Raw genomic sequence first — 23,942 nt, forward strand, 5'->3', positions numbered from 1 at the left:
TTACCACACCAGTTTTGGGGTTCACTTCATCCTTAATCGGAGCTAGGCCGACTAAAACAGTTACAATCAAGCCAATCAGAGTTATCCCCCCAATTGGTAGGGTTTAGTAATACAACCCACAATCGTCGCCACAAAGATGGCAAACATTTGCCAAGTGACTAGCGAAAGTCCCGCTGGTCGCAACGGCGTCATGCACCACAAGATAATCCCGCAAACAAGGGGAAGCACAAACCCGCGATAATTTACCTTTTCTAAATTTTTCATAATTTTCCCTTTTAACTTTCAGGGCGATAATAATCGTCAATTATTTGATAATCTTTATGCTTAAGTTCATTATCAATCCAAGCGAGGTCGCCCGTCCCCTCGTGATAACTTGCCGCTTTGGCGTCATCTTTTTGGTGAAAAGCTTGCGCCCGAGCTAGCAAAGTTGCTGCTTCAGCACGCTCAATTTTGATTACACCATCACCGTCACCCAGAATCAGGTCACCGGGATTTACGGCAATACCTCCGCAAGAAACCGGCACGTTGATTTCGCCTGGACCTTCCTTATATGGTCCGTTAGGCGTAGTACTAACTGCATAGATTGGTAGATCCCAGTTGCGGAGGCTGTCAATATCACGCATAGGACCGTCAACAACGACGCCAGCCACATGTCTTTGATCGCGTAACCACGTCATCATCACTTCACCGATAACTGCCCGGGTGTTGTCTTCCTCGTTATCAATTACCAGTACATCGCCCCAGTTCGGTTCATGCAATCCGCAACATTTGAAGCCGGTAATTCGCGATAGGCCTGGATTAAATCTTGATCAGGTAATTTTCTTTTTAAATAGATGCGCTTTCCGTTTTGCACATTAAGGCCTTCTTTTGCTTAAGCTAAATCAATTGCTGCTAATACTTCCTGCATCTTTTCGGCGGAGTTGCACATCTTCTTTAATTCAGCATCAGATAGCTTAGTTTCGATTACTTGATTAATTCCTGCCCCATTGATTACAGTTGGCGTACCTAAATAGAGGTCACGCTTGATGCCATATTCCCCATTAATTGGAGCTGACAGCGGTAGCACAATTGCCCGATTTTCTAAAATTGCACTGACAATTTGCGTCAACATCATGGCAATTCCGTAGAAGGTGGCACCCTTATGCTCAATGATTACACCACCCTTTTGGCGGACGTCCTGTTCAATTTCGGCCAGGACCTGGTCATTAATGCCACTAAAGTCACGTAAAGCCTTACCAGAAATAGTGGACTCGTCAAAGTTTTCAAAGGAGGTATCACCGTGTTCGCCCAGAACCAACGAGTTGACCTCAGTAACCGGTACTTGCAGCTTTTTAGCCAATTCAACCTGGAGCCGCGCTGAATCCAGTGAAGTACCTGTCCCAATTACCTTGTTTTTTGGAAAACCTGATAGTTTCTGGGTTAACGTGGTCAGAATATCAACCGGATTGGCAGAAACAACAAAGATTCCTTGGAAGCCTGAATCAACTACTGGCTGAATGATACTTTTCAAAATGCCGACATTCTTGTTAACCAGATCAAGCCGAGTTTCTCCGGGTTTGCGTGGCACTCCGGCAGTGATAACTACAACATCAGCATCTTTGGCATCAGCATATTCACCCGGATGAATATTACAGCCACCAACCAGCGGCGTAATATCCTCCAAGTCCATCGCATCACCGACCGGTCGTTTTTTGACGACATCAGCTATTACCAATTCATCAACCTTAGTATGTTGCAACAAGTCATTAGCAAAAGTCGACCCAACAGCACCGTCACCAACAAGTAATATTTTTTTGGTCATAATTATTTCCTTTCAAAAATTAAAATTTTACTATTCTCTACTATTAACTAATTATAAATTTAATTCTTATTTTTGCAATATTTAAAATAAATAAATTATTTTTTATATATTGCAAAAATATTTGTATTTTTAGAATACTTGCTTAACCACATAAAAAGACACTTAACATTGTTAGGTGTCTTTTTATGTTTACTAACTTCTACGCACGAAAGCCGTCATTTGGATTCCGGCTTGACGACCAAACACGACCGTTTCCGCAATCGAGTTACCTCCGATCCGATTGTTACCATGTAAGCCGCCAGAAACTTCACCGGCAGCATAGAGACCCTTGATGATATTTCCATCAGTGTCTAATACCTCAGTTTTGGGTGTAATGTGAATTCCACCCATTGTATAGTGAATAGCAGGATTAACATGAATAGCAAAGAAGGGTCCACGAGCAATAGTCCGGTCCATCCCCGTTTTGCGGCCAAATTTCTCGTCTTTTTGCGCAGTTACAGCGCTATCCCAGGTTTGAACAGTCATCGTTAATCCGGCGGGGTCAATGCCACTTGATTCGGCTACTTCTTCTAAGGTATCACCGCGGCTAACCAGTCCAATGCTGTCATAAAACTCCACCGCGGTAAAGTTCTGTCGGATTCCCTGATCAAAAATCAAATATGCCCCGTCTTCATGTAAGTTACTAATCGCATTAGACACAATCTTGCGGGTGTCCATTTCGTTAACAAACCTTTGACCTGCCTTATTAACAAGGATAGCACCCTCGCCGCGGAGTCCCTCACCAATCAAGTAGACGTGTTCCGTATCAGTTTGGGCAGTCGGATGAACTTGGATAAAGTCCATTTGTTCAAGTTGAGCTTCAATTTGCTCGGCCAGTTTCAAACCATCACCGGTTGCGCCCGGCTGATTGGTAGTTTTGTAATCGACTAAGTCAGGACGGTACTTTTTGATTAACTCTTTAGAGGACCCAAAGCCACCAGAGGCCAGAAGCACTGCCTTGGCCCTAACAGTTTTAACACCCGCGTCCGTGTATAGCTTGACGCCCACGACCTTCTGTCCATCATCCTGCAGTAATTCAATTACCTTAGATCGGATAAAAATTGGAATGTTTGCTTTCTGAACTTGCTCCAGTGCGCCAGACACCAAGTAACTGCCCACCGGGGCCATGGAAGCAGGCCGGTGAGCCCGCTTTTTGCTCATTCCCCCCGTAATCGTGAGGTTACTCAGATCAATACCGTGATCACTGAGCCAGTCAATTGCACTGGCAGAATGATCCACAAAATATCTCAGTAGCTCGCGATCATTTAGGCGACCACCACCTTTAAGCGTTTCACGGAAAAAGTCTTCTTTGTCGTCAATAATACCTGCTTTTAACTGGACTAAGCTCTCAGCGGCGTTCATTCCAGACGAAGCCCGACTGGTATTGCCACCTAATTGGTCATTCTTTTCAAAAACTGCAACCTTCAAGCCTAGCTCATTAGCCTGGAGTGCAGCGGTCAAACCTGCTCCACCGGCTCCGACAATAATTGCGTCGTAACTTGGCGCAATCTCATCAGTTCGGTTTGGTGCAAAAACAAATTTAGCCATTAATCAATTCTCCCTTTTATTCTTCTGGTTTCGTCCGGTCAATATTGGTCATCTGCATGTAATCCATCCAAGCTTCATATTGCTCTTCAGTGACCTTACCACTCTTTAAAGCTGCTGCCTTAAGGGTTGACCCTTCCTGGTCGGCAGTTTGTGCAATTTTGGCAGCATCATGATAGCCAATGTGCGGTGATAAAGCAGTAACTGTCATCAACGAGTCTTCTAATAATTCATTCATCTTGCTAGCGTTAACAGTCAGACCCGCAATCATCTTGTCAGCAAAACCCGTAATGGTCCCCGTTAATATGTCACACGAGTCCAAAAAAGCGGTAATCATGACCGTCTTGAAAACGTTCATTTCAAAGTTGCCTTGTGAAGCAGTAAAGGTGATAGTCGTATCGTTCCCAAAGACCTTTGCTGCAGCCATGGTCACTGCCTCCGCTTGGGTTGGATTTACCTTACCAGGCATAATTGAGGAACCTGGTTCATTTGCCGGAATATTTAATTCATGGTAACCAGCTCGCGGACCAGAAGCCAGGAAGCGGATGTCTTGGGCGATTTTAAACAAATCGGCCGCCAGCGTTTTGAGTGCACCGTGCACTACATCAATTCCAGAATGGTGAGCCAAACCCCAGAACTTGTTGGTCTCCACTTCAAACTTATGTCCATAAACTACAGATAATTGGGCAGCAATCTTGCTCGTCATTCCCGGCGCTGCATTTAGCCCCGTACCAACCGCCGTACCACCAATTGCCAACTCATAGAGCGTCGGCTTAAGTTCCTTGATATAGGCTAAATCGTGCTTTAAAGCCGCTAGATAGCCGGATACTTCCTGGCCAAAGGTAATTGGGGTGGCATCCTGCAAGTGAGTCCGGCCCACCTTGACTGTCGTCCAATACTGGTCTTGCTTGACCTTTAGTTCATTGATAAGGTGCTGAAGAGCTGGTTCTAACTTATCCAGTGCCTCAACCGCCACAATATTCATCACTGTCGGATAAGTATCGTTAGAAGACTGCCCCCGATTAACATCATCATTAGGCAGAATTGTTAATTCGGGGTGCAACTTGTTGGCCAGATTAGCAACCACCTCGTTAACATTCATGTTACTTTGAGTGCCTGATCCAGTTTGGAGCACGTGTAAAGGAAAGTCCTTGCGCAAGTCATCATCATTTAGTGCCAATAACTGGTCAATTGCTTCCACAATCGCTTGCCCCTTCTCCTGAGGCTCGTCACCGACTTCAACGTTAGATACAGCCGCCGCCTTTTTTAACTGCAAAAAAGTACGAATAACTGCTAGTGGCATTAACTCCCCACTGGGAAAATTATTCCGACTGCGCTCTGTTTGCGGACCCCATAAAGCATTTTTGGGAATTTTAACCGGACCAATCGTGTCACTTTCAATTCGGTACTCTACTTCACTCATCACTAAACTCCTTTTGTCCTGTTTTACTGTATGAAACTTACTTAACTAATAACTACTATTCATCATACCTGCTAACAGTTGCTTTTTCAATATCTTTAAAATAAATGGCAAATTATTTAATTTTTTAAAAAGGCGAAAGTTTAAAGATCTCGCTCTTACCAGTGGCCTAAATTTTTAAAGTTTCAGCATTAATAGCTACAATTATGGTAGAAAGTGCCATCAAAGCTGCACCAACTGCTGGCGTGAGGATAATTCCCCAGGGTGCCAAAAGTCCGGCCGCCAGCGGAAGGGCAACGATGTTGTAGCCTGCGCCCCACCACAAATTTTGGACGGTTTTTTGTTGCGTATGCTGGGCCAATTGTAAGAAGCTAATAATATCAGTTGGATTACTATTAACTAAGACAACGTCAGCCGAGTCTACCGCTACATCCGTACCAGCACCAATGGCAACGCCAATATCAGCCTTGGCCAAACTAGGCGCATCATTGATCCCATCGCCTACCATCATCACCTTGCTAGCTTGGTCTTGAAACTGAGCAACAATTTTTTCCTTATCTTCTGGCATTAAATCGGTATAAACTTCAGTTATGCCTAACTTTTTTGCAATTCCTTGCGCGGCCTCGCGATTATCACCAGTTAACATAACGGGTGTAATATTTAACTTTTTAATCTGTTTAATTAAAGATTGGGCACCAGGTTTAATCTCGTCTCCAACTAGCAAATAGCCTAGGACGGTTCCTCCTTCTATGAGGTAACTAGCGGTATTATTTAAGGTATCAATTGCCGGAAAGACTTCAACTTGCGATCGCGCTGCCTGTTCATTGACAAGCTGATAATGATGACCATTGATGGTACCGCTAATCCCCTTACCTGGCAGATTTTGACCATTAGTTAACGTCAGTAAGTCAACCTTTTTGGCTTGGGCAAATTGCAAGACACTCTGGGCAATCGGATGAGTTGAATCCTGTTCTAAAGAAGCAGTAATGGCCAGTACCGCTTGTGCGTCGAGGTCAGAACTCAAACTTGCAAACTTATTGACCCGGAACTTTCCTGCGGTCAAAGTGCCCGTCTTATCCAATAAGAGATAATTAAGTTTTGAGCTAACGCTAATGACTTTACGGTTTCTAATCAAAAGACCATGCTTTGCTCCGATAGCCGTGGATTTAGCATTAACTAAAGGAATTGCTAGCCCCAAGGCGTGCGGGCAGGCAATGACCAGGACAGTGACCATGCGCTCTAAGCCAGTACCAATACCGCGCATGCCAGTCCAAACAATTAAAGCAATAATTCCCACAACTAGAGCGGCATAGAAAAGCCAGCCCGAAACGCGATCAGCCAGGTCCTGCAGCCTGGACTTGGTCATCTGCGATGACTGTACTAGCTGGTTAACATTAGCCAAAAAACCTGAATTAGCCGGATTATTGACCTTGACCGTCAGAGCACCACTACCATTAAGCGAACCCCCGATTACTCGATCACCTTTTTTCCGGAAGACCTCGCGGGCTTCCCCCGTCACTAGCGACTCGTTAACCCGACTAGATCCTGCTAGAATAGTACCGTCTAAGGGGATACTTTCACCGGCTTTAATCAAAATAAGTGCGCCTTGTTTGACGTCGTTAATTTTCACCTCAACGGTTCGCTTACCCTGCTTTTGGTGTACTTTATCAGGCAAAAGCTTGGCTAAATCATGAACCGAGCTATTGGCCGACATTACCGACGACATCTCAATCCAGTGACCGAGCAACATAATTAAGATTAAAGTAGCCAGTTCCCAAAAAAAGTCCATTGTATGTTCTGAACTCTGTACTAAGTCATTGCGGATGAAGGCATACAAACTGTAGAGGTAGGCCGTGGAAATTCCGAGCGTAATCAGCGTCATCATTTCAGGCCGGCGCTCTTTTAACTCAGAGCAGGCACCCTTAAAGAAAGGCCAACCACCGTAGCAAAATAAAATAGTGGCAAAAACTACTACCACCCAATCCGAATCGGGAAAAGAGAATTGAAATGGTAGACTAATGCCCATTGCTGGTGCCAAAAACAAGATTGGCAGTGCCAAAACCACCGAAACTAGCAAGCGCTGCTTTAAATTGCCCATCGGCATCATAAGCTGATTACCCATGTTCATTTCTGCCATGTTCATGACCAGCGTGCATTGCAGTCCGCTTTTTGTCTTCATTTTCGTTTTTAGCCAACTTGCTCAGTCCAATCTTTTAACTCACAATCACTTTATTCTTCTCCTTCAATCTACTTTTATTAATAGTAGTTGTCAAAAAAAGTGGCCCATCTAAAAGCTAATCTGCATAGTTTTGCTACTGCTTTGGTCGTTTGCGGTAAAAATGCACCAGTAAGCCAGCGGTAATTCCGACCGCTGCCGGAATTACCCAGTCCAGACCGATTGCAGCCAAAGGCAACAAACGTACTTGGAGTTCCTTGATAAAATGAGCCCACGGACTTTGGCTGATAACCGGGGGAAACGAGGCTAACATATCGAGTAGTGCAGGAATCATGGTCAGTCCGATTGCCCAAAAGTACACAACTGGATCGCCAGCAAAAGCTGTCTTAGCAATCGACAGGACAATTAACACAATGGCAATTGGATACAAAAACATCAACATTGGGGTTGACCAAGCAATGATTGTGTCGAGGCCAAAATTGGCCGTCACAAATGATGCAAAGGTCATGATTGCCAGCCAGGTATGATAACTGATTTTTGAAAAACTGCGGTGAAAGTCCTGTGCAAAAGCCGCTAGCAGGCCCACTGCGGTCGTTAAACAAGTTAGCGTCACCAAAGTAGCCAGGAGGGCATGCCCAAAGTCACCAAGGTAATAAGTAACAATCTGATTGAAGGCTGTACCACCTTCAGCTGAGGGTTTAAAGTGCTTAAGAGTTGTTGCCCCCAGCCAAATCAGTGCAATATAGATCAGTCCAATTTCGCCAGTAGCAATAACACCAGCTCTCGCAGTAACTTTTGCGTTACTCTTGGCTGAAGTCTTGCCTAGCTGCTTGACCGCTGAAACAATCGTATAACCAAAGGCCAAGCCAGCTAAAGCATCCATCGTGTTATAGCCCTGCAGAAAACCATTAAAAAAGGCCATATTGTGATAAGCAGCAGTGACTGTCTGCTGACGAGCCGCACCCATTGGCTTTGCAGCTGCCAGCAGAAAAACAACAAACAGTAAAAGTAGAAAAATTGGATTCAAGACGCGACCAACACTGTCCAAGATAGTTGTTTCTTGATAAGAAATAATAAACGCTAAAATAAAAAAAATAGCGGAAAAAACGAGTAGGCATGGCTGCGCAAGTTTGGCTGGTAAGACAGGTTGCAAACCAACCGAAAATGAAATACTAGCGGTCCGCGGGGTTGCAAATAAGGGGCCCAGGGTCAGGTGGATTAGCACCATAAAGGCCAGCGCATACTTTCGGCCCAAAGGACGACCAATATCGTAGATTCCCTTGGCATGACTGACACTAATCGCTAAAACGGCTAACAGTGGCAAAAGCACGGCGGTTACTAAAAAACCGGCAGTAGCAGCCAGCCACTTGGCTCCTGCTAGTTGGCCCAAGTGAACAGGAAAAATCAAATTTCCTGCCCCAAAAAACAAGCCAAATAATAGGGAAGCAACCACTAAATATTGCTTCCAGGTTAATGGTTTGGTATTTTCATCCGGTCTAATCTCTTCCATACAATCTTCCTCAATTTCTTAACTAGCAGCGTCTTTAAAATAAAAAAGCATCCTTGATTATCATCAAGGGTGCTTCACGCACGGTACCACCTATTTTACTGCCTAATTCTCAAAAGCCGCAGTCACTTCACGTACAGCCCAATTGCGATACGCTAACACGATAATGGGTGTCACCAATACTAACTAATTAAATTCACTAGCTTGCTCAAAGTTACTTTCAGATTGTTTTCACGATCCCTTTTCACCATCAGGACTCTCTAATACGCTACCTACAACCCTACTCTTCTTTTCATTGCATTTTATATTAATAATATTCTAATCAACAACTTATTTATTGTCAACCAAAAAATAAAACTAGCTTACGCTAACTCAATCATAGCTGTTAGCAATGTCGTTTACACAAAATTGGCGTAGTTGTTTTTTAACCAGGTAACAAAGGATTTAGCAGTTTTAGTCATGCCATATTCAAGCATCGCTATCCCATAATGCGGCTGCACTGGATATATTAGTGGAATACCATGTAGCTGCCGATCCGCAAAGTCTGAAACAAAATCAGCCCAAATACCCACCCCCAAATTAGCTTGAACCATTACATGCGAATTTAAAATGTTGTTAGAATAAACCAAATTTAAATGCTTATTCTCTTTGACAATCGCCTTTTGCAGTTCATTTTGGGAAGGTGGACACCACTTACTATCTAAAAAAATCAAGCGATAATTACTCAAACTGGTTAATGGCAAGGCTGATTCACAAGCTGCCTTGGGACCATAAAAATTGGCATAATATTTACCTTCAACCAAATCCGTATAATGGATATTGGCAATTTTAGCCACGATGTCAGGCATGGTAAAGATCAGATCACAGTCTCCATTTAACAAATGATCTTTTAGACTATTATGAGCAAAATTTTCCAAGTAGATATTTGGCCAGTTGTTTGCTTTAACTTGCCGATATTCTTTAATGATATTAGGTAGCATTGAAATTTCGTACGGCGTTCCGCTGTAACCTATGGTTAGATCTTCCGCTCTGGCACTAGCAATTCTTTGGGCCTTTTGGACCGACTTATTGTAGAGGTTTAACATGGGCTTCATCGAAGCATAAAAATTTTCTCCACTTTTCGTTAACTGTACCTGCTTTCTTGTCCGATAAAACAGTAAAAAATTGAGCTCTTTTTCCATCGAAGAAATAGTTTGTGAAACTGCTGATTGAGACAAGTTCATTTGTAAGGCAGTGCGCGAAAAGTTTAAGGTTTCAGCTAAATTTACAAAAACAGCTAAGTGATCATAATTCATTTTGATTACCTTCTATATCCTATATATCAGTAAAACTTATAAACAATCATATTCTTGATTAGTTGTGCTCCTTTAACCAATGTTATATTAAGTTCATAAATATTAACAGAACAATTGCAACTTTTTAAGGAGAAAAATTATGAAAAAATTGCGAGCTGGACGTTACGCTGTTATTGCACAAGAATACGAAAAAGAAACGATGCCACTAGAAGTTGAAATTACTGATAATCAGATTAGTCAGATACTTCCACAGGAGCCAATGATTCCTGGCAGTTTGGAAGAAAGTGTTTTTACTAAGGTACCTCAAGAAATCATTCAAAAGCAAAGTATTGACGTCGATGCGATTACTGGCGCAACCCATTCCGTTAATGGCTTAATTCAAGCAGTGAGCACTGTAATTGAACAGGCTGGAGGAGATCCTGCTGACTTTAAGTTACGCTCAAATAGCAAAAATAGTGACCCGTCATCAAAAACACCAGATTTAACTGATCCGCAAAAAACTTTTGCTAGCTGGCGTAATAAACCTAAACAAGTCGTAAAAGAATATCATACCGATTTTTTAATTGTTGGTGCTGGTATTGCAGGACTTGCAGCAGCAGTTCAAGCTCGTCAATTAGGAATGGAAACAATTGTAATTGAAAAAAATGGCTTTGTCGCTGGCAACGGTGGCGGGGTTGAAGGCATTTTTGGGATTAACACCAAAATGCAAGCAGCTGCTGGAATACATGCCGAACCAGAAGACATTATTGCCAAAGAAGCAGAACTAGGACAATACCGAGCAGATGGCTCTTTTTGGGTTGATTTAATTAATAATTCCGCTGCCAATATTGACTGGCTAGTAGATTTAGGGGTGCAATTAACTAATGTTGATGATTACCATGGCACCTGCATGTTTCCAACTTTTCACTGGTTTAAGGGGGGCTTTGCTTCAGTTGGGTATGCCCCTTACATGAAAAAACAGGCTGATAAACTCAAAGCACAATTCTTACTTGAAACAGCTGCTACCAGTATTATTTACGAAGATGGCATAGTCAAGGGCGTCTACGCTAACACACCCGCAGGTAGCATTAAAATTAGTGCCAAGGCTACCCTACTAGCAACTGGTGGCGTAGGGCACAACCCTAAATTACTCGAAGCCCAAGGCTGGTCGACTAAAAATATTCATTATTGCTCCATGCCCAGCAACACAGGTGACGGTTATCAAATGGCTATGTCCGTTGGCGCAAAAGACTTTTTAAAAGAGTCACCCGAGTTTATGATGAACTATATTCAAGCTCTGCCACACGAAGGTGTACACTTGTACATTGATCCAATTAATGGTTTTATGTCTCTACCAGCAGGTGGACCAGTTGTGTTCGTTAACCAAGACGGGCGCCGTTTAGTTAACGAAAATGTCAAAAAAGATAACCTGCTCTACCAACGAATGGCAATTAAATCAACTCGAGTTACGTATGAAATTTTCACCCAGAAAATTTATGATCAAATTACAAAAGACGTCCCTAGGGCAGACCAGATACTAGCCCAAGCAGTTAAAACAAACGATGGTGATTCGCTCTTTAAAGCGGATTCATTCGCTGGTCTAGCGCAAGCCGTTGGCTTACCAGAAAATGTTTTAGTTGAAACCATGGAAAACTACAATTCATACTGTGAGCGTGGACACGATTTGGAATTTAACAAGGATAAAGATATGCTACTGGCGATGAAAGAAGGCCCTTATTACATTGCTCGCCTTGATCCCTCAAACTTAATCGGGATTGGTGGAATTGGTTCAAATCAAAAATTCGAAGTTATTACTAACGACTTTACTAAAATCCCTGGTTTATATGCTGCCGGAATGGATTCAACGATGCAGTATCGGGATGTCTATACGATTACTTTAGGTGGTTCAGCCTGTGCCCATAATGTTAATTCTGGCCGACACGCTGCCATACATGCGCAAGAATATCTTAAGCAGAATAACTAATTTAGCTAAAAGAACCTAGAAAAAAGTCTAATCTACCCAAAAAAGACTGACATATCACGTTAACAAACGTTGAATTGTCAGCCTTTTTAAATTGTGAAATTTTCGTTTAAGTTAAAGAGCACTTATCTCCCAGACTCTTTACTCTTTTTCTATGCTTTTTTTGTTGCAACCAGCCTGGTGCCATGTAGTTGTTCTACATTTAATCTGCTTGCAATAGTAGCGCAATTAGTGGCCGTAATACCGCCACCCGGTAAGATTGTGATGCGCTGACCGGCCCATTCCATAATTTTTTTTAAGTGTGGTATCGTGGCTAAAATTGGTTGATCCAGACTCCCGCCATGCGTCAAAATACGGCAAACACCACTGGTTACCAACCAGTTGAGTGCTGCTTGCTGATCTGCGGCTGGAATGGCATCAAAGGCCATGTGCATGACAACCTCAAGGCCCAAATTTCGTGACAAGTTAATCAAGCGTTTCATTTGAAGTTGGTTGAGCTGGCAGTCCTTAGTCAAGCAACCAAACGTGACCGCGTCAGCCCCGGCCAAACTGGCAACTTGTATGTCACTTACCATGATGGCAAGTTCAGCTTCATCATAGACAAAATTACCACCTCGCGGCCTAATCATCACCACGACCGGAACGTTATGGTGGTGGGCGTAATCAACCGTTTTCTTAATCAAGCCAAATGATGGCGTTGTTCCGCCAGTACTTAAGTCACTATTTAGCTCAATTCGTCCAGCGCCAGCTGCAATCATTTGAGCAGCGCTGGCAAAATCTTCAACACAAGCTTCTTTCAACATTTATCTTTTCCTTCTGTACTAGTTATGCAACTTAACCATCACCTAATCAAGGCTAATCCCATTTTGCTTTTCATACTCATCAAACCACGCTGACGAAACTGCTTTGATTGGGGTTACTCCAGCTTGACCAAGCTGGGCAAAGTAAATCTGAGCTCCCCCTTCAGCCGTGGCCACGCAGAAAGGAAATTCCACATTCGTGGCAACGCCCCATGCGCCCTGCTTATTCAGCGCAATCAAGGAGATGGCGCCAACCTGACTAGTGCGTTTTTTTAGCTTGGCAATAAAGGGGTAAAGGGTCGTATCACAAGCTGCTTGCGGGGACTTGCCCTCCGCCATCTGCCTAACAATTTCATAAGACAAGCAGCCCTTCATAATATCCTCGCCTAAGCCAGTAGCCGCAGCGCCGCCAATTTCACTATCAACATAAAAGCCTGAACCAGATAACGGAGAATCGCCCGTGCGACCGCTCTTCTTCATAAACAGACCGGAAGTAGATGTGGCTGCTGCCATCGAGCCAGCCTGGTCAAGTGTAATGGCACCGACCGTGTCATGACCATCATAGGGCTTTAAGTCTATATTTGGTGTTGACTTGCGCCTGTCTTGCCAGCTTGCTTTAGCCGCTTCGGTCAGCATGTTAGTCATTTCAAAACCAGCCTGCATCGCAAATTTGGTCGCTCCCAGACCCACTAAAAAGCTGTTAGTCTTGTTTTGGCTTAACCGGCGGGCAACTGAAACGGCATGCTTAACATTCTCAAGTGCAGCTACTGCTCCTTGAGCTAGAGTATCGCCGTCCATAAAAGCCGCATCTACTTGAACTACCCCTTCTTCATTGGGCAAGCCGCCATAACCGACTGACTTATACAAGGGATAGTCTTCTACGGTATTAATTAATTTTTCAACTGCGTCTCCAGCACTGACTTGTTCATTTAGTTGCTGACTGGCTACTTGCAGACCATCATACGACATTCTCCAAGTCGATATTGCTGCCCATGTATTCATCTCTATACTCCCTTGCTTTTATTACCTAAATCTTAGCCTAGGCCAGCAAATCTCACAAGTGGCAAAAGTTATTTTCACCTAAAAACTTATGTACCTTAATTAAAATTAAGGTTGATTCAAGCTTGTTCTTTGTCAATTCCAACCTGAAATAGTGTCTTGTAATTCATTTCCGTTCTTTGATAAATATGCTAACGATTTATTGAACGTACTCACTATAAACTGTTGAACAATCGATAGCATACATTTACCCTACCTACTTGAAAAACGCGCATAGCCAATAATTGTAACTGTGTGAGTAGTAAGATATACTCCCGCATACGCGGGAAACACATAAGAAATCCGTCCCAATTTCAGTTCTTGATAGGATCACCCCCGCATACGCGGGAAACACAGAAATAAAATTGATTTTAATTCATCAAATGAAGGATCACCCCCGCATACGCGGGAAACACAGTGATAATATGTACTTTGAAGATATCGAAGGGGGATCACCCCCGCATACGCGGGAAACACCCGTTCCACATGCTGTGAGCAGACCAACCCAAGGGATCACCCCCGCATACGCGGGAAACACAAACTTTATTAATCGTATTCAACATGATTAATGGGATCACCCCCGCATACGCGGGAAACACAAGCTCTAAGAAGTACAACAGCCACTTCAACAGGGATCACCCCCGCATACGCGGGAAACACTGGCCTTTTGAACAGCAGTCTTAAGACCCGGCAGGATCACCCCCGCATACGCGGGAAACACCCTAAATAGATCCCATTAAACCAGCATTCCTAAAAATGAAGATCCTCGTTTTTAATTAGTTTTTCTGCAAGACTCAAAGTTGCTTCAGCGTCTGAGCTTGCTTCATGCGGTCTTGAATTTTCAATTTCGTATTTTTCCAATACAGTACCTAACTTATAATTATCTAAAAATTTGTTTTTCTTTTTTACAATTGGCATTAAGTCAATTAATTTATTAGATAAACCTTCTTCATTGACAGTCTTAAAACCCGTCGAGATGAACCTATCATCAAAGGACAAGTTATAGCCGATAAGCGGTAATCTTTCAACAAATGTTTTCAGCCCATGCAGTGCTTTGCATAATTCAATACCTTGATCCTTTAGACTTTCATTTGAAATGCCGGTTAGCTTAACAATGCTTTCGGGGATTCTTTGGTCAATTTTAACAAAAGCATCGTAATGTTCTTTGGTTCCGTCAGCATTTCTTTTAACAGCAGAAATTGAAATTATTTGATCCTTGGTTGGATCTAAACCTGTGGTCTCGATGTCAAGGGTAACGAAACGGTCTTGACTTTCTATACTATAATGTTTTTGCATACCGGCTTTGGCTTTGCGCCATTTCGCAGCCTTACTAAAGCCATGTTTAACAGGAACATCTACCCGATTTAATCGTTTTACCAGCGGAATTCCTTCAAAATCCCTAACCTGATAATCCGGTCTTGTAGTTTTAATTTGATAGCCAAATTCATTTTTAGAATTGAAGGCCATAGTTGCCTGACCATTACCGATGTCACGCATAATTCGGTCCCATAATAAATCACGGATCCTCGCGGTCACATTACCAACATAAACACCGGTCTGAATTTCTTGACACCACTTGGTTAGGTCCCCTCTAAGTGAAGGCGGAACTTTAGTTAAAGTAATAACTATCATTAGTCTGCGCCTTCGTCACGTTCAGAATACTGTACGCCATATTTTTGAAGGCCCGTTTTGTCATCCCACAATCCCAAACTTTCAACTTCTTGATCATCTTCAGCGTCTAATAAAAATTTCAAATCTTTAACCATCCGGATCATTATTTTTCCATCTACAAATGCATCACGCATAGCCAATCTGGTTCGCGAACCAATATCTTTGTCATCATCATCTTCAGCCGCCATTTTAAATGCGATTGGAATTGAAATTTCAGCCTTGTACAAATCCGCAAAATCATAAACAAAAGACAAATCATGCCCTGTATGTACAAATCCTAAAGCTGGCGAAGCTCCCAGAGCAACAATAACACTATAACTAAGGCCGTTTAAAGCCTGATGAGCAGCGGTCAAAGCTTTATTAATTGGAGTGCCTGAATCAAAATCATCGTGATTATATTCACGCCGACTCCAAGGAACCCCCGTTTCTTTTGAAAGTTCTCGGTAAACTTGGCGAATTCTCGCTCCTTCTTTTCCGCGCAATTCTTGCATCGTTAAATTCGAAAAAATTTCATTCGGAAAACGCATTTGATACATTTTTCTTGCAACTGCTAGTCTTGAACGAATATTGGATACCAGTTTAGCTTGTCTCTCGATTAATAATGATGAATGATTCAACGTCCGACCATGGGCGTACTGGCGAACTCCCCTTTCACCAACCCAGACCACACTCATTCCAGCATCGCCGATTAATTCCATTGCCCGATGGGTAATATCTACTCCAGGTCCCAGCATTAATACACTAATGATGCCTGCCGGAACAAACACTGTACCTTTACTATCTGCAACGACAATCGCACTATCTTGGCGGTTTAATTTGGCATGTTCTAAATAAAGGAAAGTAACTCGGTCTCTAACTCGACTTAACTCAACCAGGTCGGGCTTTTTAGCACCAACATTATGCTTCATTTTGCTTAACCGGAATTACTGTCATTAAGCCCATGCCATAAGCTTTCTTTCGACCTATACCGCCAATTAATGATTTTTTGAACATCTCTAAGTCCGTTATTTTAAGGATACCCTCAAAAGAAACCCGACTTAGGTGAACTTTTCTTTCATTCTTATGTTTTAAAATTGGATGATCACGCTCAACCACATCAAACAAATAATGATCGGAATTTTCTTGTTTCTTTACGATCTGAAAACCGGTCGTTTTGGTTTTTTGGATAAGCCAGTCTTTTTGTTGGTCAACCGTCACATGCGGAAATACACGGCCTCTTTTTTCGCCAGGTGTAATTACCGAATGAGTCGGATTGGCGGTTAGCCGAAAGCGTAGATATTGTCCGTTCTTTAGTGAATTTAAAAAGTTGTCATATGATTTAATTAATACTGTTCCTGCGACTCCATACTTTACAAGAGTCGCTGGGTCTGGCTTAGTTTCACTTAATATAATTAAATATTTTTCTTTTCTTAAGGGATCAATTCGCCATAATTTACGGCTGCGGCTTTGTTTCTCAACTTCGTCGGGAAAACTCTGCTCAACCCAATTATGGTAAGCGCCTAAATGCGTTAAATCCTTGTTTTTTTGCCGATTGTTAACATCGATCATTACCCTCGATAAGTACATTTTGCTCCTTTCTTACAACGCCGCAAATGGGTCGTGTTCGCTACTTGTTTTAAACTTTGGATTAGTTACTTTTTTCCAAACACGGACAACTGGCCGGTAATCGAAATAGCGATTACGTTGATCAAAAGAACCAACACTATCTTTCACCATGAAGTATTTTTCGCCAGCTAAGAGTTTAGCATCAGCAAACAATTCTACATTGATTATCTCTTCCTGTGATTTTTTCTCTTGATACCAATTCGCTGCCTGCCAAGGCAATTTGGATAGGACTTCTACTGGATTAGCAGCAGCAAATTCAGCTATTTGTAAAACCCCAGCTGGAGCATTTGAACGCCGACCGAGGAAAAGCTGAAACTTGGGATGGCGCAGCGCATATTTGATTTTATCAATTAATAGGTCATTTTCACTACTAATCGCAAGTACAAATACCGCATCTTGGATATAAGCCCGGTAAGTGACCTTCCGCGTGCCTTTTTTCCATTCTACGGTTTGATAATCAGTTAAAAGGGTGCCCGGTTGATCGACTCTAACCGCCAAATCAAGTTTATTAAAATCTTTGATCCGCTGATCGTCTCTTTGATAGCCAAAAGCAGCAGCAATCATCCCAATGATCGCACTTTTGGACGGATGGGCAGCTGTTGTGCGCTGATTAAAGCTCGCTTCATTCCCGTAAGATTGCAACGGTCCCGTTAATTTAATCGTGATTGTTTTCATCTTGCACCACTTGTTCAAGTTCAGCGGATACTTGCTGGAGTAACTCATTTAAATTAGCTATTTGATAATCTGTTAAAGAACTATCATCGTCCAATGACAAGATCCATGTTTTAACCGGCGTGTCGACCATTTTGCAGGTATTCTCATACTCTTTTTCAATTCTTTCAATTGAAGGTTTAACATAGCCTTTATTCGAAGTCACTGCTTTCTCAAATGCCGAAACTAAATTAACCGGCGTGTCAGTTCTTAACGTAATCATGACATAATTTGGCAGAGTTTTATTAGCAAAAGTATTTTGTTTACCGGTTGGCATTGATAACAAGAACGATTTGATAAACTCAACTGTTCCTTCAACTGCCGCCTCTGAACCTAAATTATGGACCAATTCAGGGAAATTCAGGTTGGCATAACGATAAAGTGTAGAAGAATTATATTCAATTGTTCCCAGCATTGCGGCTCCCGTTGTATCTTCTTTTTGGAGATCATCAAGGGCCGTAAAGTAATCAAATTCAGGAACCACTTCATGGGTCGAGATTGCGTGCGCTACCTGGGCTGAGCCTTCAACATTGAGTTCAGGATTATCAGCAACCATGCGCCCAAACAAAGCCAAGTCTACTGATTGGTCGCTGTTGAATAAGCGCTTTAATTCCTTTTTATCAATTGTATCGTGATCTAAAACATATTGAGCAATCTTTTCGACCTGTCCCCGACTTATTAAAAGCAAGGCTCCTGTTTTGCCGTCCTTATCCAACTTAATGCCAGTACTCTTAAAAACTTCCTTAACTTTAGCTTGCACATCTTTTTCGGGCAAAGAAGAATCTAATTCCATGATTTTTTCGGCTATTAATTGAGCTAATTTTACAGTTCTTAAGCCTGCACCCAAGTCATGTTCATTAAATTCTTGGCGCATTGCCCGTTTCCAACTTTGCGATGAAACCCGTGACCTCATTACCCCGCCATAAAGCGCTGTTTTTGGAGCTCCAGTGTCGTCGCGATTAATGTTTGAAGACGGTACCGCCTGTAACACGTGAAGATCGATGTAAAAGTTTTTATTATTGTTCATTGTTTTCTCCTTTTGTTTTTCTATTGTATCCATAGTATTTCTGACCCCAATCGAGTCTAACCTTATTGGCTGATTCATAACTCATTTGAAAGCGATAGAGGTCTTCAGCAAGTTTTCCGTAATCAATCTTTACCCTGGAATTATTTGCTTTAATAATCCCAATCAGATGATTAAGCGAGTTAATGACACTATTAACGTCAGTAGTTGCTAACGTTTGTCTAACCCGTCGATCTAAAGCTACTTCTAAATCTTCGTTTTTCTTCAGTTCTGCCAAAGCTGTAAAGAAATCGCTTCCTGCTTCCTGCTTCTTGGTAGAATCCGCTTCTACCTTGTCAGCAGCTTTTGCATTGGGCTTAATTTTACGTTGAATGTGACTATAAACCAATTCATCTTTTCCTTGCTGATGAATGGCATAGATTCTTAAAGCTGCATAAATTGCTTTTTCAGCATATGAGGGTTTACCATTTTTACTCAACATATCTGTCTCTAAAGTTTCCATCATTATCGGCCAAACAGCTTGCGCCTTATGGCTAGCAAAACTCGCAGCGCCGCGCATACTTGCAAGTACCCCGCGATAATTCCCAGACTCATGCATTTGCATGATCATCGAGCTGGTCTTCATACCTATTTTATTCATAACTTAGCTCACCACCTAATTTTCAATTTGTTAGAAACGCTTCCTAACAACTTATTCTTTGCCACAAAAACATTCAGTAAATTCTTCCGATCGTCTACGATTCCCGTAATATCACGGGATGTGCTATTTTTCATAAAAGCTTCTACTTCAGAATTAACAATTTTCCATAATTCTTTCTTCCATTCGTTAATCTTTAGATCCCGATCATCTTGATTGGTCAATTGGGATAACCAGCTTTTAAAAGGCATGTTCAACTGATCGTAAAATTTATCCATTAACTTTTTGTTCAATTCTTTAGAATCAAGTTTACGAATTCTTGCTAAATCATTGACAAATACCCAGTAGCTTTTCCCAACATCTTGGGTCAAATCAATCGTATCTTCGATTCGTTTAGGCCAATAATTTTCACTATCATCAAAAAGTACATTGAGGTCCAAGGTCAAATCATCTGAAACTTCAGCATAAGGTGATTGAGAAGTGGCGTTACCATCACTCACTAAGGCGACTAAGACCAATGAAATGCGTTTTTTGCGCTCAATTATTTTCTCGTTTTTAAGCTCATTAAGCCAACTGACTATTCCCGGTCGATGAACATCGTCAGCCTTGTTGGGATTGACATAATCACCAAATTTGCGCCACATTGCCAGACTTAATGCCTGTTTTCCTTTAACCGCAGGAATAAACTCATTATCTTTGGCTTGACGGCTTTTTTTCCAAACTGTCATCGGTTCGATAAAAGCATTGCTTGAACTAAACATGGGAATGCCAGCACTATAAATCGTTGGCAGCATGTCACTTGACCACTCAATGTGAATAATTCGCGACCATGCCGTGTAGAGTGCAGCTCGATTATCGGGTAACAATTCCCTTTTACGCCACTTAATGTATTCACCAATCTCATCATATTCCCAAACCGGCCGCTCTTGACAATACTCATCACCTGTCAAAACCAAATTCAACAGCAAGGATTCAAATATGTTCTTTCCATTGGCATAAACGGGATTTAGTTTATACAGCCAGCCGGCGGGAGTTGAAAACTTCTCAGCAGTTTCAACTTTTGCTTTATCGGTAACTCCCGTAAAATTCTGATAACAGATGAGCCAACGTACCAATTCAGCCAAATCTACGTCATTTTTAAAATCGGCAATTTTGGGCGAAAAAAGATCGGGTGTGTTGTTGCTTTCTGAAATTCGGCGATTCATTTGCTTGATTGCAACTGTCCCAGTGCCCTTGGCTATTTTGTATTTATCAAGGACGAACCGGTCGTATTCTTCCTTTGTCACCTGATAAAAAGGATGTTCCCCAAATAAATCAAAGCGATCTTGATTTTTCTTTAAGTATTCCACCACCACTTGGGTGAAATTACCGCCTTGGTATAAGCTTTCCCACGTATCAAGCAAATCATCTTCGTCGTAATCAGTAACATTTGTTACTTGAAATTTCTTGGGGTCAACCGTTAGCCAGCCATAAGACTTATCCTCGGCATTAAAGCGAGAATAAACCGTCTGTAAAACCGCTAACAAAAATCGCATAATCGCCAGATCCTGTGAGCGCATCTCACCAGCCAGCTGGCGATACTGCTTGGCATTTTCGAATAATTCGACCATTGATACTGTTTGAGTTTTTGCATTAAGATCAATTACTTTAATCCACGGATCAATGACTAAATTAAAATGCTGATCATTCATTAACTTCCTCCTTTATTATTTTTAAACCAAATTTAGCTGAGTAATTTAAAAACCAAATTTTTTAAGGGTTTTTAGCTTGTCTGAAGGTGCTGGAATCGTTGATTTTACAGGAAATAGAGTTTTAAAGATTTTTATCGGTTTTAAAGTTGGAACACAAACGGGAACACACAAAAAAGCCCAACCTGGTAAGGTAAGGCTTTTAGCTAGCTGTTTATATTTAAGCTGCTAATTCGTCGACGATAGTCTCTTCAGTATCTTTTAAGTCTTCAAAGTAACTTACAGCATCGTCAATATCTTCTGGCCATAATACCCAGAGATTTTGATTAGCGTCAAATTTTAAAGTGCCGTAGCTATCGCCATTCAGTGTTACGTCGTATTCTGTCTTGCTGTTTTGATTGAATTCTACTTTAGTCATTTTTGTTTTCTCCTTTTGTTTCTCAACTCTATATTTATAGTATATCATATTATTGGTGTTTGTAAACCCTAAAGGCAATATTTTTTAAATATTTTTTTGTTTTATTTATCCGCATTGTACAATTCGGCTACAGCCAAGGGGTCGCTCATGATTATTTCCTCCATTTTTTCGATAGTAGCTACCTTTTGATGTTTTTTAAGCGCGTCCATCTTCCAATTATCAAACTGATCAGAGAGCTTCTGCACAAATTGATTGCGCTCTTCTTCAGGTAATTGTTCTTCCACCACGGCAATGGTGTAGGCTTGAGCCAACTTGTTGATATTCTTCCAGCCGGCATTCTCTAATGTTCGCGGACGCTTGCGATACTCTCTCACAGTCTGGTAAGGTATGCCTGTTATCTTTGCCAAATTTGGTAAATTTATGCTGCCATCAAACACTACCTTTTTGGCCTGGGCGAGTTCAGAACCGTACTTATCGCGCCAATTATCAAACTTCACCTTATCAATCATTAGATCGTCCCCTTTGCTTCAAGCAAATCTTCACGATACTCAGCAATTATTTTGTTTAAATTTTTGTTGTTAAAATCGTGAAAGAACACTTCTTCCAAATCAATCGCATCATACCCATCTCCGCTATTGCCGGCTTGCCATGCTATATCGACGCGGTATCCGCTTGGGCAACTGCTGTCGTCAACAACTGATAGACAATCTGCTTCTTCATAGTTGTTGTTTCCTTCACACTCATCGATTAATTTGGCGTATTTTGCGTTTACTTCTGCTTTAGTCATTTTTATTTCTCCTTTTGTTTCTCAACTCTTTATATTTATAGTATATCATAGTTTTAGGGTTTGTAAACCCTAAAAGCAATATTTTTTTAAAATATTTTTTTCATAAAAACAAGCCCTCAGAGGGGCTTGCTATTATCTATTGTTGATACGGTATGCTAGCTCAGCTGCCATGTCAACATCGTATGGATTCCAGTCAGTGAATATTTCATCTCCGCTGATGTAAGTCTTGTGACTGCCGTACCCGCGGCCGTAAGCTCTACTGTTGGCCACTTTAACTTTTTCGTTGTCGCGATCCATGTAGAAGCAATTCTTTACATTTCCACTCTTGTAGAAGTCTTGCTCAAGCCCGATAAGCTTTTCTAAAGCGTCCTCATTAAGGTAGTAGCGCGGTGCTTTGTCATCCTTTGACCAAGCTACCAAACCAAATTCATTGATTAGCTTTGGTACCTTCATCTCATCAACTTTTGAATTTGTAAATTTTTGCATTTTCTTTCTCCTTTAAAACTATTTCTTAACTCCTTACTCTTATATCATATCATATTATTGGTGTTTGTAAACCCTAAAAGTAAATTATTTTGTTTTTTTGCATAAAAAAATAAGCACTCCAGGACTTACCCCAGAGTGCTTATTTAATTTACTTCGTCAATTTTATATTTAGCCCGCTAAATCCCTTGGTCAAGTCCTTAGCAAACTGAGCCTTAGTGATACCCAACTTAGTCAAGTATCCCCACGGGTCGGTATGGTTAGTGTTGCTGTAGCCATGCTGTACTAGCCATGAGTGTGTCTTGATACCTTTAGACTTATTGTCGTCCAAAGTCAGCGGGATACCATACTTCTTAGCTGCCCACCGTAGCCAGTTGACATAGTGCTTGTAGGCTCTCATGGCCCTCTTGTGGTTGGTAAACTCGCACAATTCTATTTGTACTGGTGACATAGCATTTGCTGGCATACCTGCTCCCCAGGCGTCATAGCCTAATTCGCCGACCTGATAAATGTTTTTATCATCAATTACTAGGTGGACATAAGTTTCGCTAGTATGGATGCCAGTCTTCATATTCCTGGCAACCGACCACGCCTCCCCGTTGGGAGCGGCCGTTGCGTGTGCCACGACAAAATTACGACTAGCTACATGTGAACTACCTTCGCTCTTACCTAGGGCGAATTTATAATTTCTTTTCATTACTTATCATCCTTTTTATTGATGTTGATTTCTCCATCAGAATTAATGCTCGTCACCGGTTTACCATCCGCAGAAAAAATCAATTTATCAATTGGTTTTTTGCTGTTCATCTGTGATACTGCTTTTTCAGCAAAAGCTTTAATTGATGCCTCAATTTCTGGCGTGATAGCTACCTTATTGGCGCGTAGTACATCACAAACACTAGTGATTACGATATCCATCTTCTGGGTACCATTACCACCTGTCGTTTCTGCATCGTGCACAAAAGCTGCTGCCAGGTCAGGTATCTGCGACACCCACTTGCTCTTTATTGTGTGGTTAAGACTGTATAGCTTAATTCCTGAGTAGGCAATGATTGCAACAGCAATCAGTCCGTAGTAGCCCATATCCAGCATTTCTTTAATACTCATTATTTTTTCTCCTTTTTCAATTGCTCGTTTTCACGCTCTAGCTTCGCATTCCGCTCGCGTTCAGCGTGGTAATTGCTCTTAAATTCATCTCGTTCGTTTTTTAGCTCTTCGATAATTGCATCATAGTCTGCTCTGTGTGTTTTGTGCGTCACAGCTAAAGCAGTGGCAATTGCTCCGACAAAGACGCCAAGCACCTGTATCATGTTTGACCAGCTTTGCAAATTGCCACC

Annotated in this window: 25 protein-coding genes, 1 pseudogene, 1 CRISPR repeat array and 1 other annotated feature; of the genes and pseudogenes, 1 reads left to right on the forward strand and 25 read right to left on the reverse strand. The window is 41.8% G+C overall.

Features of this window, described 5'->3' with window-relative positions; translation table 11 throughout:
- Nucleotide 1: 1 nt before the first annotated feature.
- From ACSYSN_RS04085 to ACSYSN_RS04125, 9 genes and pseudogenes are all read right to left on the reverse strand, one after another.
- Nucleotides 2–264, reverse strand: a pseudogene (locus ACSYSN_RS04085) (anion permease); the annotation flags it as partial.
- An 11-nt stretch (nucleotides 265–275) separates the two neighbouring features.
- Nucleotides 276–758: an RraA family protein gene (locus ACSYSN_RS04090; protein ID WP_491712862.1), complete on the reverse strand. Its 483-nt coding sequence runs from the start codon at nucleotides 756–758 to the stop codon at nucleotides 276–278.
- The gene (locus tag ACSYSN_RS04095; RefSeq protein WP_491712863.1) at nucleotides 725–853 is read right to left on the reverse strand and encodes a hypothetical protein; all 129 of its coding nucleotides are present in this window, start codon (nucleotides 851–853) and stop codon (nucleotides 725–727) included. Before ACSYSN_RS04095 ends, ACSYSN_RS04090 begins: the two co-directional genes overlap by 34 nt.
- A gap of 18 nt (nucleotides 854–871) precedes the next feature.
- Nucleotides 872–1,801, reverse strand: a complete 930-nt coding sequence (locus ACSYSN_RS04100; RefSeq protein ID WP_491712864.1) for an L-lactate dehydrogenase — start codon at nucleotides 1,799–1,801, stop codon at nucleotides 872–874.
- A 192-nt stretch (nucleotides 1,802–1,993) separates the two neighbouring features.
- Nucleotides 1,994–3,388: a flavocytochrome c gene (locus ACSYSN_RS04105; protein WP_491712865.1), complete on the reverse strand. Its 1,395-nt coding sequence runs from the start codon at nucleotides 3,386–3,388 to the stop codon at nucleotides 1,994–1,996.
- Between the two features lie 16 nt (nucleotides 3,389–3,404).
- Nucleotides 3,405–4,808, reverse strand: a complete 1,404-nt coding sequence (locus ACSYSN_RS04110; RefSeq protein ID WP_491712866.1) for a class II fumarate hydratase — start codon at nucleotides 4,806–4,808, stop codon at nucleotides 3,405–3,407.
- Between the two features lie 166 nt (nucleotides 4,809–4,974).
- Entirely contained in the window at nucleotides 4,975–6,984 is a 2,010-nt protein-coding gene (locus ACSYSN_RS04115) for a copper-translocating P-type ATPase (protein ID WP_491712867.1), read from the reverse strand.
- Nucleotides 6,985–7,117: 133 nt separating this feature from the next.
- Nucleotides 7,118–8,491, reverse strand: coding sequence for a branched-chain amino acid transport system II carrier protein (gene brnQ, locus ACSYSN_RS04120; RefSeq protein ID WP_491712868.1), 1,374 nt, complete (start codon nucleotides 8,489–8,491; stop codon nucleotides 7,118–7,120).
- A 62-nt stretch (nucleotides 8,492–8,553) separates the two neighbouring features.
- Nucleotides 8,554–8,793, reverse strand: a binding site (T-box leader).
- A gap of 93 nt (nucleotides 8,794–8,886) precedes the next feature.
- Nucleotides 8,887–9,783, reverse strand: coding sequence for a LysR family transcriptional regulator (locus ACSYSN_RS04125; RefSeq protein WP_491711677.1), 897 nt, complete (start codon nucleotides 9,781–9,783; stop codon nucleotides 8,887–8,889).
- A gap of 139 nt (nucleotides 9,784–9,922) precedes the next feature.
- On the opposite strand from ACSYSN_RS04125, the gene ACSYSN_RS04130 reads away from it, so the two are divergent.
- Complete coding sequence (locus ACSYSN_RS04130) at nucleotides 9,923–11,746, forward strand: FAD-dependent oxidoreductase (protein ID WP_491711678.1); 1,824 nt, start codon at nucleotides 9,923–9,925, stop codon at nucleotides 11,744–11,746.
- 149 nt (nucleotides 11,747–11,895) lie between these two features.
- On the opposite strand, the gene ACSYSN_RS04135 is transcribed toward ACSYSN_RS04130, so the two are convergent.
- The 16 genes from ACSYSN_RS04135 to ACSYSN_RS04210 all read right to left on the reverse strand — a co-directional run bounded on the left by ACSYSN_RS04135 (nucleotide 11,896) and on the right by ACSYSN_RS04210 (nucleotide 23,933).
- Nucleotides 11,896–12,546, reverse strand: coding sequence for a copper homeostasis protein CutC (locus ACSYSN_RS04135; protein WP_491711679.1), 651 nt, complete (start codon nucleotides 12,544–12,546; stop codon nucleotides 11,896–11,898).
- Between the two features lie 42 nt (nucleotides 12,547–12,588).
- Nucleotides 12,589–13,545 carry a glycosylasparaginase gene (locus ACSYSN_RS04140; protein WP_491711680.1) on the reverse strand — a complete coding sequence of 319 codons (957 nt, stop codon included), beginning with the start codon at nucleotides 13,543–13,545 and terminating at the stop codon, nucleotides 12,589–12,591.
- A 302-nt stretch (nucleotides 13,546–13,847) separates the two neighbouring features.
- Nucleotides 13,848–14,302: a CRISPR direct-repeat array (repeat unit 28 nt; unit sequence GGATCACCCCCGCATACGCGGGAAACAC).
- 29 nt (nucleotides 14,303–14,331) lie between these two features.
- Nucleotides 14,332–15,213, reverse strand: coding sequence for a type I-E CRISPR-associated endoribonuclease Cas2e (gene cas2e, locus ACSYSN_RS04145; RefSeq protein WP_491711681.1), 882 nt, complete (start codon nucleotides 15,211–15,213; stop codon nucleotides 14,332–14,334).
- Nucleotides 15,213–16,160, reverse strand: a complete 948-nt coding sequence (gene cas1e / locus ACSYSN_RS04150) for a type I-E CRISPR-associated endonuclease Cas1e (RefSeq protein WP_491711682.1) — start codon at nucleotides 16,158–16,160, stop codon at nucleotides 15,213–15,215. Before cas1e ends, cas2e begins: the two co-directional genes overlap by 1 nt.
- Entirely contained in the window at nucleotides 16,150–16,800 is a 651-nt protein-coding gene (cas6e, locus tag ACSYSN_RS04155; RefSeq protein WP_491711683.1) for a type I-E CRISPR-associated protein Cas6/Cse3/CasE, read from the reverse strand. The genes cas1e and cas6e overlap by 11 nt, the downstream gene beginning before the upstream one ends.
- A 30-nt stretch (nucleotides 16,801–16,830) precedes the next feature.
- Nucleotides 16,831–17,532 carry a type I-E CRISPR-associated protein Cas5/CasD gene (cas5e, locus tag ACSYSN_RS04160; protein ID WP_491711684.1) on the reverse strand — a complete coding sequence of 234 codons (702 nt, stop codon included), beginning with the start codon at nucleotides 17,530–17,532 and terminating at the stop codon, nucleotides 16,831–16,833.
- A complete protein-coding gene (gene cas7e / locus ACSYSN_RS04165) occupies nucleotides 17,513–18,595 on the reverse strand; it encodes a type I-E CRISPR-associated protein Cas7/Cse4/CasC (protein ID WP_491711685.1) in 1,083 nt (360 codons plus the stop codon). Before cas7e ends, cas5e begins: the two co-directional genes overlap by 20 nt.
- Nucleotides 18,585–19,232 (reverse strand): type I-E CRISPR-associated protein Cse2/CasB, encoded by a 648-nt coding sequence (casB, locus tag ACSYSN_RS04170; RefSeq protein ID WP_491711686.1) that lies wholly within the window; start codon nucleotides 19,230–19,232, stop codon nucleotides 18,585–18,587. The genes cas7e and casB overlap by 11 nt, the downstream gene beginning before the upstream one ends.
- An 8-nt stretch (nucleotides 19,233–19,240) precedes the next feature.
- Nucleotides 19,241–20,920 (reverse strand): type I-E CRISPR-associated protein Cse1/CasA, encoded by a 1,680-nt coding sequence (locus ACSYSN_RS04175; RefSeq protein ID WP_491711687.1) that lies wholly within the window; start codon nucleotides 20,918–20,920, stop codon nucleotides 19,241–19,243.
- A gap of 217 nt (nucleotides 20,921–21,137) precedes the next feature.
- Nucleotides 21,138–21,335, reverse strand: coding sequence for a hypothetical protein (locus ACSYSN_RS04180; protein WP_491711688.1), 198 nt, complete (start codon nucleotides 21,333–21,335; stop codon nucleotides 21,138–21,140).
- 101 nt (nucleotides 21,336–21,436) lie between these two features.
- Entirely contained in the window at nucleotides 21,437–21,844 is a 408-nt protein-coding gene (locus tag ACSYSN_RS04185) for a hypothetical protein (RefSeq protein WP_491711689.1), read from the reverse strand.
- On the reverse strand, nucleotides 21,844–22,122 hold the full coding sequence (locus tag ACSYSN_RS04190) for a hypothetical protein (RefSeq protein ID WP_491711690.1): 279 nt from the start codon (nucleotides 22,120–22,122) through the stop codon (nucleotides 21,844–21,846). Before ACSYSN_RS04190 ends, ACSYSN_RS04185 begins: the two co-directional genes overlap by 1 nt.
- Before the next feature lie 132 nt (nucleotides 22,123–22,254).
- A complete protein-coding gene (locus ACSYSN_RS04195) occupies nucleotides 22,255–22,608 on the reverse strand; it encodes a hypothetical protein (RefSeq protein ID WP_491711691.1) in 354 nt (117 codons plus the stop codon).
- Between the two features lie 148 nt (nucleotides 22,609–22,756).
- Complete coding sequence (locus ACSYSN_RS04200) at nucleotides 22,757–23,302, reverse strand: N-acetylmuramoyl-L-alanine amidase (protein WP_491711692.1); 546 nt, start codon at nucleotides 23,300–23,302, stop codon at nucleotides 22,757–22,759.
- On the reverse strand, nucleotides 23,302–23,712 hold the full coding sequence (locus ACSYSN_RS04205; protein WP_491711693.1) for a phage holin, LLH family: 411 nt from the start codon (nucleotides 23,710–23,712) through the stop codon (nucleotides 23,302–23,304). The genes ACSYSN_RS04200 and ACSYSN_RS04205 overlap by 1 nt, the downstream gene beginning before the upstream one ends.
- Nucleotides 23,712–23,933 (reverse strand): hypothetical protein, encoded by a 222-nt coding sequence (locus ACSYSN_RS04210; protein WP_491711694.1) that lies wholly within the window; start codon nucleotides 23,931–23,933, stop codon nucleotides 23,712–23,714. The genes ACSYSN_RS04205 and ACSYSN_RS04210 overlap by 1 nt, the downstream gene beginning before the upstream one ends.
- Nucleotides 23,934–23,942: the final 9 nt, after the last annotated feature.

Source organism: Lactobacillus sp. ESL1191 (assembly GCF_058504435.1).